Raw genomic sequence first — 11,331 nt, forward strand, 5'->3', positions numbered from 1 at the left:
TCTTTCCATGACCCACTGGCCTGTATTGAAGATCCCAAAAGCAGCGAGCTCGGTGAATGGCTGGCGCAGGCGTTCGAACTACCGCTGGTGACAAGCGTTGGTTACGAAACGCCCGGCTCTTTCGGCAGTTGGTGTGCGGATCTGAATTTACACTGCATCACAGCGGAATTCCCGCCGATCTCATCAGATGAGGCCAGCGAGAAATATCTCCAGGCGATGTCCACGCTTCTGCGCTGGCATCCTAAAGATGCAGTTGTCCGGTCGTAAAGTGCAATGCGGGCTCCACATCGACCGCAAGCCAGGTAGGACCATCAAGATCGGCAAAGCTGACCTGCGGCGTCAGCGGTAATGCGGCAGAAATGGCCCGTGACGTGCAAAGCATGCAGCCCAGCATCAGGGCAAATCCTTGTTCGCGGGCATCGGTAGCCAGCGCCAGCGCCTCGGTCAGTCCGCCGGTTTTGTCCAGCTTGATATTGACCATTTCATAACGCCCATGCAGCGCTTTCAGGCTGCTACGGGTATGACAGCTCTCATCGGCGCAGATCGGCAGCGGATGGATAAAATTTTCCAGCGCAGCATCATCCTGTGCCGGAAGCGGTTGTTCCAGCATCGCGACACCCAAATCAGCTAACAGCTGGCAGCGCGCCGCCAGCCCTTCCGCCCGCCAGGACTCATTGGCATCGACAATTAAGGTCGCCTCCGGTACTGCCGACCGAATCGCCACCATACGTTCGCTGATCATCCGATCGTCCAGTTTCACCTTCAGCAGCCGGGCTCCGGCTTCCCACAGCGCCGCTGCGCTGGCCGCCATTTGTTCCGGGGTACCAATCACGACGGTCTGTGCGGTGGCAATTGTCGTCGGCAGCGCCACGTTAAGGGTTTCCGTCAGCGTTTGTTGCTGCTGGCGTGCCTGGAGATCCCACAGCGCACAGTCAACCGCGTTGCGTGCCGCACCTGCCGGGAGCAGTTTTTGCAGCGCTTCCCGGGTCAACCCCTTTTCCAGTTGCGGGACAATGCTCATGATCTGTGCCATTACGGAGGCATCGCTTTCCCCGTAACGCGGATAGGGCGTGCACTCACCAATCCCTTTCACACCCTCTTCTTCCAGTTCAACCACCACGACACGCGCCTCACTGCGGCTGCCACGGGCAATCACAAAAGGGGTATGTAACGGCCAGGCTTCCTCGTATACCTTCACAGAACGCATTTTTTCTCCTTAAGCAATGACGTGGTGGTTTGTGCGCTTCACCGAAATAGCGTTTGCCGTGTTATCGGCTGTTGGCATAAACTAGCTGTGACGTTAACTATATGTAAACAGGAAGATAACCATGTCACAAACCGTTCATTTCCAGGGCAACCCGGTTGCAGTCGCCAACTCCATTCCTCAAGCGGGTAGCAAAGCGCAGCCTTTTACCCTCGTGGCAAAAGATCTGTCTGACGTCGCACTGAGCCAGTTTGCTGGCAAACGCAAAGTCCTGAACATTTTCCCGAGCATCGATACCGGCGTTTGCGCGGCATCGGTACGTAAGTTTAACCAACTGGCCACTGAAATCGACAATACCGTGGTGCTGTGTGTTTCTGCCGATCTGCCGTTTGCCCAGTCCCGCTTCTGCGGCGCTGAAGGTCTGAGCAACGTTATCACGCTGTCCACGCTGCGTAACGCTGAATTCCTGAAAAACTACGGCGTTGAAATCACCGAAGGCCCGCTGAAAGGTCTGGCCGCGCGTGCGGTCGTCGTTCTGGATGAAAATGACAACGTCATCTTCAGCCAACTGGTGAATGAAATTACCAACGAACCTGACTATGCCGCTGCGCTGGAAGTCCTGAAAGCGTAAGGTCCCCGTCATACAAAAATGCCTCCATTTCGGAGGCATTTTTTTACTCTTCGCCCTTCTTCTGATTCAGGCCATATTCACGCAGCTTATTCGCAATCGCGGTATGTGAAACCCCCAGGCGTTTCGCCAGCTTGCGGGTACTGGGATAACTGCGGTAAAGCTGGGTTAACACTGAGCGCTCAAAACGGCTGGTGATATCATCCAGCGACCCCTCCATCGCATCTTCACCTACCGCAACCGTCGTCGCATCGTAGTCAGGCAGCAAAATATCCTGCGGCCGCAGCTCGTAACCTTCAAGCTGCGTCAGCGCCCGGTAGATGGCGTTTTTCAGTTGACGCACGTTGCCGGGCCAGCCGTAACGGGTCAATACCGTACTGAGATCGGCAGCCAGTTTAGGACGCGGCACGCCCTGCTCATCGGCGAAACGCGCCACAAACAGTTCAGTCAGCGGCATGATGTCCTGCGGACAATCGCGCAGCGGCGGCAGATTCAGCGTCAGCACGTTAAGGCGATAATAGAGATCTTCGCGAAACAGCCCTTTCTGCACCAGTTCAACGAGATTCTTTTGCGTCGCACAGATCACGCGCACATCGACATGTACCTCATGATCTTCCCCAACCCGACGAAACGTACCGTCATTGAGGAACCGCAGTAGCTTGGTCTGCATGCGCGGCGACATTTCACCAATCTCATCAAGCAGCACCGAACCGCCGTTTGCCTGCTCGAAGAAGCCTTTTTTGCCTTCTGGCGCATGACCAAACAGTTCGCTTTCCACCGCATCTTCAGGGATCGACGCGCAGTTGAGCGCCAGATACGGTTTGCCCGCGCGCGGGCTGGCCTGGTGACAGGCATACGCAAACAGATCTTTACCGGTGCCGGTATCGCCGGTAATCAACAGCGGCGCACTCAGCATCGCCAGTTTGCGCGCCTGTTCGACAACATGCTTCATTTTGCCGCTGACGGCGATGATTTGGCTAAAAGCGCTGACATCCTGGGTTGCCAGATTCTGCAACTGACGCCCCATCCGGAGTGTTGAACGCAGCATGACCACCGCACCGGTGAGCATGGTTTCGTCAGTTTCCCCTTGCAGATAAACCGGCGTGATTTCCATCAGGAAATTCTGCCCGTTGATTACCACATGTTCGTTATGGGACGCCTGCGGATTGCCTTCCAGCCAGCGCTGGAAGTTAAAACCGTTGATCAGTTGTGCAGCGGTATGGTTGCGCATCCGCTCCGGGTTAAGCGCAAACAGCTGGCAGCTTGCCGGGTTTGCCATCTCAATCTTGCTTTTCAGATCCAGCGACAGAACAGGTTCAGGCAGCGCCTCAAGCAGCGCGCTGAGCGCGAGGTGCTCCCGCTCTGACGGCATCCATGGCACAGTGCGTACATCGGTGACGCCTGCAATGCGGCGAATTTCCGCCATCAAACTGCTGAAGTTAGTGAACTCCAGTTCAGCAAAGTTAAGGTAGATTCGCCCGATGGGGTCAATCTCGATACCGCGCAAATCGATGCTGCGTAGCACCAGTAAATCAAGTAATTCGCGAGTCAGACCAAGTCGGTCTTCACAAAAGACTTCCAGACGCATGGGGGAACCTTCAACTGAATAATGAGCTATAGATATGATGATAAGCCAGGAATGGGGAACCAGGAAGGATTCTGTCAACAAATATTGACAGCATGACGGAAAAACAGGCGTTTCGGCGTAAAGTTACGCGGTCAACGCCTGTGATTAGATTACTTTTCTCGCGGGGATCCGTTTTTCTGCAACGTCTCTTTGAGCTGCCCGATCAATTGACGCCGGAAATCACCCAGGCGCGGTTTGTCATCGTCCAGCCACGGCAACGGGCGGCAAAGCTCCATCGCTTTGATCCCCAGTCGTGCGGTTAACAACCCCGCGCCGATCCCCTGCGCGGCTCGGGTCGACAGGCGCGCCGCGAGATCCTGCGACATCCAGTCCATCCCCACTTCCCGCACCAATTCGCTGGCTCCGGCAAAAGCGATGTTGAGCAACACCAGTCGGAACAGACGCAAACGGCTGTAATAGCCCAGCTCTATCCCGTACAGCGTGGCGATGCGGTTAATCAGTCGCAAATTGCGCCAGGCAATAAATGCCATATCCACCAGCGCCAGCGGACTGACTGCGATCATCAGCGTCGACTCCGCCGCCGAACGGCTGATTTCTCGCCGCGCCTGAGCATCCAGCACCGGCTGAACCAGATGGGCGTAAAGACTGACCACTTCGCGATCGTTCTGCGTTTCGTGAATCGAGGCATACCAGCGCTGCAACGCCGGGTGCGACTGGTCGATTCCGGCCTGCTGCGCCAGTTTCTCACAGAAGGCCCGTCCTTTGCCGGCACCGTGGCTATGCAGCAGGTCACGCGCTTCATCGCGCTCGTGAGCACGCTGGCGCAAACGCCACAGACGTCGCCATTCGGTTGCCACCGATCCGACTCCCGCCCCAATAATCAGCGCCCCGGCCGCGCAACCGCCGAGCGCCATCCAGTCCTGGGTTTGCCAGGCGTTCATTGTCCACTGAACACCTTGTCCCACCACGCTTACGCCGAACAGCGCCAGGCCGCCCATCACCATCTTGCGCCACAGACTGCGCTTCGGGCGTAGCGCTGCGTCAATCACCGCTTCGGCTTGTCCCTCTTCTTCCAGCGGTTCATCAACGGTGGCCGGGGCAAAGGACTGAGCTTGCGTCTCGCTAAACGTTTGTTGCGCTTTAAAAGCCGGGCTCTGCTCGACGTCAAGCGGACCGGCGAAATCAATCCGCGGTTTTATCGGTTCGCTCATCGCAATTTATCTCCTATTAAAAACTCCAGCGCGGCATCCAGGCGAATGTGCGGCAGCGGCTTATCGACGTCCATTTTCTGCGGTCGAAACGCTTCAAACTGAAATCCCTGGCGGTCCCAGAACGCCTGTCCCGGCAAACGTGCCGGCACTTCACCGGGGTAGACCGTCAGCGGCGAGCCATCGCTTAAGCGATTTCCGCGCAGCGCCGGGATCTTCTCGCCGTTAACGTCAATCAGTCCGCTGGTGGTAGCCTGAACGGAGGCCAACCCCAGACAATCCATGCTGATTCCTTCAAACGCGGCGTTCTGCCAGGCATCCTGAATCAACTGTTGCAGCAGCGACACCATATTGGCGTGCTGATCGATCGTCACATGATCCGCTTTGGTGGCGGCAAACAGCAGTTTGTCGATCACCGGTGAAAACAGCCGACGGAACAGCGTACGCTGACCGTAATGGAAACTTTGCATCAGTTGGGTTAAGGCAAGACGCATGTCGTTGAACGCCTGCGGCCCGCTGTTGAGCGGTTGCAGGCAATCCACCAGCACAATCTGACGATCGAAGCGCAGAAAATGGTTCTTATAAAACCCTTTCACCACTTTTTCACAGTAGTAGTTAAAACGCTCACGCAGCATCCCGGCGTTGGTGTGTTTATCCGCCTGAGCCAGTCTGGATTCCCCCCACGCCTCCACATCCGGCCAGGGGAAGAATTGCAGCGCCGGTGCACCCGCCATATCGCCGGGCAGGACAAATCGGCCCGGCTGGATAAAGTGAAGCCCCTGCTGTTTGCACTGATGCAGGTATTCCGTCCACGCCGCCGCGATATCAGCCAGGCGGTTTTCATCGGCGGGTGCCAGCGGATCCAGCCCTTGCGTCAGCTGTCGCCATTTCGCCGACCATTCCGCCCGCTGCCCGGTGAGCAACCCGGTCATCTGCCGCGACCAGCTCAGATAATCCTGCGCCAGCATCGGCAGGTCGAGCAGCCATTCGCCGGGATAATCGACAATTTCCAGGTACAGCGTCGACGTCTCTTTGAAGTGACGCAACAGGGAATCATTGGATTTATAGCGCAGCGCCAGGCGAATTTCGCTGACCCCACGGGTGGGCGTCGGCCACGTCGGCGGATCGCCATACAGCTGGGCCAGCCCTTCATCGTAGGTAAAGCGAGGAATGCCAAAATCGCGCTGCGGAACGCGTTTCACCCCGAGCAGGCGCTCTTCACGCACCGCGCTGAGCAAAGGCAGTCGCGCCCCGGCATGGATATTGAGCAACTGATTAACCATCGCCGTGATAAATGCGGTTTTTCCGCTCCGGCTCAGCCCCGTGACCGCGAGGCGCAAATGCCGGTCAACACCGCGATTAACCAGCGCATTGAGTTCAGTGGTGAGTCTCTTCATCGCCATCCCGTTATGCCTGAAGACCAGAAAAAAGTATAATGCATCCCTCTAATATAGGGGCAGGTCGTTGATTTTCAATCGGGTTGTGTCGAGTGGGATGTTCACCCGACTGACCCCGTTAAGGGAAAACAGGACAGGCTGAAATAAAAGTATGCTAATGAGCTAAGCAGCGTTCAAAAGCCGAGCGAACGCTTTCATAGCATGCTCTTGAACGCATCAACTGCTCCCAGATCGAGTTATGACCCGCCCCATCGATCGTGAGTAGTGTCTTTTGGCAGGCCTGCGCTGCCGACGAGACCAGTTTTTTCGGTATATCGGCAGGGATGATGGTGTCATTTTCGGCAGCGATAACCAACAAATCACCGGTAAATTCAGCGGCGATGGCCCACGCATCCGTCGCGTCCCAACTGCGATCCTGGCGTATGATGGCCGAAAAATCGGGGCCAAATTTAACCGGATACGCAGGCGTTGCATAGACACCTGGCACCATCAGAATCAGCGAGCGCAGCGGAACCATTTTACTGAGTTGAAGCGCATTGTACGCCCCCATGCTGACGCCCACACAACCGGTAAAAATCTGCCCCTGATAATCCATCACCGCCGTTGCCTGTTGGGTGCGGCTCAACAACGAGGAATCGCGAATGTCGCCGCCGGTTTCTCCATGACCTAAAAAATCGAATATCGTCGTTCCAAAACCTGACTCATCCAACATAACGCGATACTTGTGGAAAATGGTTCTGTCTTTCCCGCCGCCGTGTAGCATCAGGACATGTCCATTGCGGCCAAACGTACTTTCAGCGTAAAGCGTTTCGCCCTGAAAAGGGACCAGGAAAGAGTGGCTTTGCATCATGAGCGTCGCATTATTAAAGGATGGGATATCAGGTTTTATCAAACCCGATAACTTCATGCAATGGTCTGCAATCAATCTGCCGCGCCAGGTTCGGGCTGCCACAGAAATGCTGATTCATGAAGTTCATTGCTACACGGCACAATCCACCGCGCTGTGTTGTCAACCGCAGACTAACTCCCTAAGATGTATAGTATTAACTCTCCGATGGAGTTGCAGGAGTATGACCCCCACTATTTATGATATCGCTCGCGTGGCGGGTGTGTCGAAGTCGACGGTCTCGCGCGTATTAAACAAGCAAACCAATATCTCACCGGAAGCGCTGGAAAAAGTGCAGCGCGCTATTGATGAACTGCAGTATCAGCCGAATAAACTGGCCCGCGCCCTGACCTCATCCGGGTTTGACGCCATCATGGTGATTTCAACACGCTCGACCAAAACAACTGCTGGTAACCCCTTCTTCTCTGAAGTTTTGCACGCCATTACCGCAAAAGCAGAGGAGGAAGGTTTCGACGTGATCCTACAAACGTCACGTAGTACTGAAGACGATCTGCAAAAGTGCGAGAGCAAAATTAAGCAGAAGATGATCAAAGGCATTATCATGCTTAGTTCGCCCGCAGATGAGACTTTTTTCGAGCGTCTGGATAAATATGATATTCCAGTGGTGGTCATCGGTAAGGTAGAAGGTCAATACACTCACGTTTACTCGGTCGATACCGATAATTATCGTGACAGTATTGCACTGACTGATGCCCTGATTGACAGCGGCCATCAGAATATTGCCTGTTTGCATGCGCCGCTGGAATACCATGTTTCTGTTGATCGCGTAAATGGCTATAAGCGCAGTCTGGCGACGCATCAACTGGCAGAGAATAAACGCTGGATTATTGATGGTGGCTATACGCACGAAAGTGCGCTGGAAGCGGCGAGAGCATTATTAAACCAGCACCCCTTACCGGATGCTGTTTTTGCCACCGACAGCATTAAGATCCTCAGTTTATATCGCGCAGCGTCGGAGAGAAAAATTGCCATTCCGCAGCAGCTGGCGGTCGTCGGTTACAGCAACGAAATGCTCTCTTTTATTCTCACCCCTCCGCCCGGCGGCATTGACGTCCCGACACGTGAACTCGGCGAGCAAAGCTGCGATCTGTTGTTTAAGCATATTGCCGGGAAAACTGACGCTCGCTCCATCACCGTCGAAACCCGTATCTCTCTGACCGCATCTCTGGCCTGAGCGAATGGCTGCCCGTAATTGACAAGGGCAGCCAGGGCTATCAGAAGGCGTAGTTAACGCCTATGCCCGCATAATGGAACCGGTCGCTGTCACCTTCATCGTGATCTTCCCACTCATAGGCGTATTCCAGCGTCATCGACAAACCATTCTGGAAATCATAGGCATACTGTAATCCGAGACGGTTGAAGTCATGACCTTCACGCTCCGGATCGTCTCGCCAGTCCCAGTTTGACCACCGATCCAGACCTATACGGGTATAGGGTGTCAGCGTGGTATTGCCCAGCGAAATCGGTAAATAGGCGCGAATTTCCTGAGTAGAAAACTCGCCATTATTACGATGTTCAGCAAGGTTGAAACCGCGCTCCAGATAGTAATTTACCGTCAGTCCCACCGTTTCATTAAAGGAATAATTCAGGCCCGTTTCGCTTTCGACACGACTGTCTGAATAGCCGGTGGTACTCAGATCGTTGACGAATTGATACATCGCCAGCCATCCGCTAAAGCGCAAATCATCCGTGAGCTTCACATTCCAGTCCGGTGCCACTTTCCAGCGCTGCATATTTGCGGTGTCTTTGCCCGCTTCATTCACATAGTGATAGCCGTAGTTACGAAAACCACCCGTCAAACCAAAACTGAAATCATCACTTTCCAGGATCTGATAGTGAACTTCCAGTTCCGGGCGATCAAACCAGGTACCGCGTTTGCCAGCACTATAGTCAACCGGGCCTTCCTGATAATAGGCCAGGGATATTCTCCACGGACCGTTCGAGGCATTAAAATAGACAGACGGTTCAGCAAGTCCGTCCATATCTTCGCCGTAACCTTCAACGTTTTCAATTTCGTACATGGCACCAATATTAAAATGCCAGTCTTTATTATCGGCAGCCTGCGCGCAGGCCATCCCAGCGCATATCAGCAGCGCTGAAGAGGACAGTAAGGTTTTCATTTTTATTCCTTGTTAAAGTACAGATAAATAAAATATCGCGAAAGCCAGGGGGCCACGCCCCTGGAGTTATTTATTGTTAAATAGCGAATTCCGTCTCTACGTCAAAGAAATGGCATTTCGCCATATCAAAATGGATGGTGATATTGTCTCCTGCATAATAGTCATTAACAGACCCGGCACGGACCACCAGCTCGTGCCCCCCAATCGTGCTGTACAACATAAATTCTGCGCCGGTCAGTTCCGCCACGCTTATTTTTGCTGTCACGCTATTCTCTTCTTGTATTCCAGGGTGAATATCCTCCGGGCGGATCCCCAGCACGACAGCTTTATGTTCATAACCCTTCGCTTTTAATATCCGTAATTTGTCTTCCGGAAGGGTTAATTTAAGGGTTTCCGTAACAAATTTATTTCCGTCAATCGCACCACGGATAAAATTCATTGCCGGAGAACCGATAAAACCTGCAACAAACATATTTGCGGGATGGTTATAAACCATTTTGGGCGCTCCAACCTGCTGGACGATCCCATCTTTCATGATCACAATCCGCGTCGCCATGGTCATGGCTTCTGTCTGGTCGTGCGTGACGTAAATCATGGTGGTATTCAACTTCTGGTGTAGTTTGCTGATCTCTGCGCGCATCTGGACACGGAGTTTAGCGTCGAGATTAGACAGCGGCTCATCCATCAGAAACACGCCCGCTTCACGCACAATGGCCCGGCCCAGCGCAACACGCTGGCGTTGCCCGCCCGACAATGCGCCAGGTTTGCGCTTGAGGTACTCGCGTAAACCGAGGATCTGCGCTGCCCAGTTGACGCGTTCGTCAATAACGCCGGGATCAATCTTTTGCATCTTCAGACCGAACGCCATGTTGTCATAGACACTCATGTGCGGATACAGCGCGTAGTTCTGGAAGACCATTGCAATATTGCGCGCCTTTGCGGGCACATCATTCATCCGCTTGCCGTCGATCAACAGTTCGCCGGCGCTGATCTCCTCAAGCCCCGCAATCATTCGTAGCGTGGTTGATTTTCCGCATCCCGACGGGCCGACAAACACGATGAATTCTTTGTCTTCAATTTCCAGATTGAAGTCTTTAACCACATGCACCTGGTTGTCATAAATTTTCTGTATATGCTGCAACGAAAGCTGTGCCATGTTGATTCCTTTACTTGTCGAGTTGCCAGAAAGCCGATAAGCGCGGCCACGTCAAAAATTCCGTTGTCGGAAGTAGCAAATCTGCGCCGGTTAAGGTGAATCCAATACCCACCGAACGCATTCCGCTGGCATTAATCGCCTCAATCCCCGCCTGCGCATCCTCTATTCCAATACATGCTCGCGGATTAACGTGCAGACCGTTGCACGCCGCGAGAAAAATCTCCGGATCCGGTTTAGAACGGCGGATCAGCGCGGCATTGGCGCAAAAATCGAATAACGATGTCATTTGCAACGCCTGTAAGATCGCGGGCGCATTCAGTGACACTGACGCCAGTCCGGTTTTTATCTGTTCCGTACGCAGCGTAGTCAGCAGTTCCTTAATTCCCGGCAGTACCGCCTCCGGCGTCAGTGAGCGCAGCGAGTCAACATAAAGCGCATTTTTACGCGCGGCGATCTGCTCCCGTTCCGCCTGGGTGAATACCCCTTCTTTTCCACCGTGACGCAAAATACGCAGCAGCGACTCACCACGACTGATCCCTTTCAGGCGATCGTTGAACACCTCATCAATCACGATTCCCAATTCAGCAGCCACCTCTCGCCAGGCAAGAAAATGCAGATGTGCCGTATCGGTAATGACCCCATCAAGATCAAACACTATTGCCTGTGGTTTCATTCTTTTCCCCTTTCCGTGGTAGCGGTCCCAAAAACAGGCAAAATCATGTCAGGAAATGCGAGTTTGTATTCACCGTCAATAATGATTGGCTTTGCATTAAGCCACAGCGTAACCGGTCGTGAACTGCTTATCGTCACGTGACTTTTGCTGAGCGAAATCATCATCTCGCTTCCCTGCCAGTACAGAGGGAACGTCAGTTTTTTCCATCCCTCTGGCAGCGCCGGATCGAGGTGCAGTGCACCGTTACGTACGCTCAGCCCCGCAAATCCCTGAATCGCCCCCAGCCAGATGGCCCCCGTTGCCGCCGCGTGGATACCGTCGTCGCAACTGTGCGGATCGTCGCCAAGATCGATCTGCGCGCCTTCATGCCAGAACTGATAACCCTGTTCTGGGTTGCCACAGCGTGCCGCCACGATCCCGTGGATCGCTTTACTTAAAGAGGAATCATGT

Annotated in this window: 11 protein-coding genes and 1 pseudogene; 3 read left to right on the top strand and 9 right to left on the bottom strand. The window is 54.0% G+C overall.

Translation table 11 applies throughout. The annotated features are described in order from the left end of the window. Positions 1-267, top strand: a pseudogene (locus AB7E14_RS13215) (murein tripeptide amidase MpaA); the annotation flags it as partial. On the opposite strand, the gene ycjG reads toward AB7E14_RS13215, so the two are convergent. Further along, entirely contained in the window at positions 242-1,207 is a 966-nt protein-coding gene (gene ycjG / locus AB7E14_RS13220; protein ID WP_044326922.1) for an L-Ala-D/L-Glu epimerase, read from the bottom strand. The pseudogene AB7E14_RS13215 and the gene ycjG overlap by 26 nt on opposite strands. Before the next feature lie 121 nt (positions 1,208-1,328). On the opposite strand from ycjG, the gene tpx reads away from it, so the two are divergent. Then, entirely contained in the window at positions 1,329-1,835 is a 507-nt protein-coding gene (tpx, locus tag AB7E14_RS13225; protein ID WP_043000571.1) for a thiol peroxidase, read from the top strand. Between the two features lie 43 nt (positions 1,836-1,878). On the opposite strand, the gene tyrR is transcribed toward tpx, so the two are convergent. From tyrR to AB7E14_RS13245, 4 genes are all read right to left on the bottom strand, one after another. Beyond that, positions 1,879-3,420, bottom strand: coding sequence for a transcriptional regulator TyrR (gene tyrR / locus AB7E14_RS13230; RefSeq protein ID WP_044326921.1), 1,542 nt, complete (start codon positions 3,418-3,420; stop codon positions 1,879-1,881). Between the two features lie 149 nt (positions 3,421-3,569). Next, positions 3,570-4,631, bottom strand: a complete 1,062-nt coding sequence (locus AB7E14_RS13235) for a YcjF family protein (protein ID WP_044326920.1) — start codon at positions 4,629-4,631, stop codon at positions 3,570-3,572. Continuing rightward, the gene (locus AB7E14_RS13240; RefSeq protein ID WP_058588324.1) at positions 4,628-6,025 is read right to left on the bottom strand and encodes a YcjX family protein; all 1,398 of its coding nucleotides are present in this window, start codon (positions 6,023-6,025) and stop codon (positions 4,628-4,630) included. Before AB7E14_RS13240 ends, AB7E14_RS13235 begins: the two co-directional genes overlap by 4 nt. A gap of 154 nt (positions 6,026-6,179) precedes the next feature. Next, positions 6,180-6,875 (bottom strand): alpha/beta fold hydrolase, encoded by a 696-nt coding sequence (locus AB7E14_RS13245; protein WP_316961704.1) that lies wholly within the window; start codon positions 6,873-6,875, stop codon positions 6,180-6,182. A gap of 220 nt (positions 6,876-7,095) precedes the next feature. On the opposite strand from AB7E14_RS13245, the gene AB7E14_RS13250 reads away from it, so the two are divergent. Beyond that, positions 7,096-8,106: a LacI family DNA-binding transcriptional regulator gene (locus AB7E14_RS13250; protein WP_043000568.1), complete on the top strand. Its 1,011-nt coding sequence runs from the start codon at positions 7,096-7,098 to the stop codon at positions 8,104-8,106. A 40-nt stretch (positions 8,107-8,146) separates the two neighbouring features. Here the strand turns inward: AB7E14_RS13250 and AB7E14_RS13255 are convergent, their stop codons facing one another. From AB7E14_RS13255 to AB7E14_RS13270, 4 genes are all read right to left on the bottom strand, one after another. Next, entirely contained in the window at positions 8,147-9,052 is a 906-nt protein-coding gene (locus AB7E14_RS13255) for an OmpG family monomeric porin (RefSeq protein ID WP_044267157.1), read from the bottom strand. A 76-nt stretch (positions 9,053-9,128) separates the two neighbouring features. Beyond that, positions 9,129-10,208, bottom strand: a complete 1,080-nt coding sequence (locus AB7E14_RS13260; protein WP_043000566.1) for an ABC transporter ATP-binding protein — start codon at positions 10,206-10,208, stop codon at positions 9,129-9,131. 10 nt (positions 10,209-10,218) lie between these two features. After that, complete coding sequence (gene pgmB / locus AB7E14_RS13265) at positions 10,219-10,881, bottom strand: beta-phosphoglucomutase (RefSeq protein WP_316961705.1); 663 nt, start codon at positions 10,879-10,881, stop codon at positions 10,219-10,221. Beyond that, positions 10,878-11,331: glycosyl hydrolase family 65 protein (locus tag AB7E14_RS13270; RefSeq protein WP_428169591.1), on the bottom strand; the 454-nt coding region annotated here is incomplete at its 5' end. The genes AB7E14_RS13270 and pgmB, both read right to left, overlap by 4 nt.

Source organism: Citrobacter sp. (genome assembly GCF_050252275.1).
Lineage (GTDB): Bacteria > Pseudomonadota > Gammaproteobacteria > Enterobacterales > Enterobacteriaceae > Citrobacter_A > Citrobacter_A amalonaticus.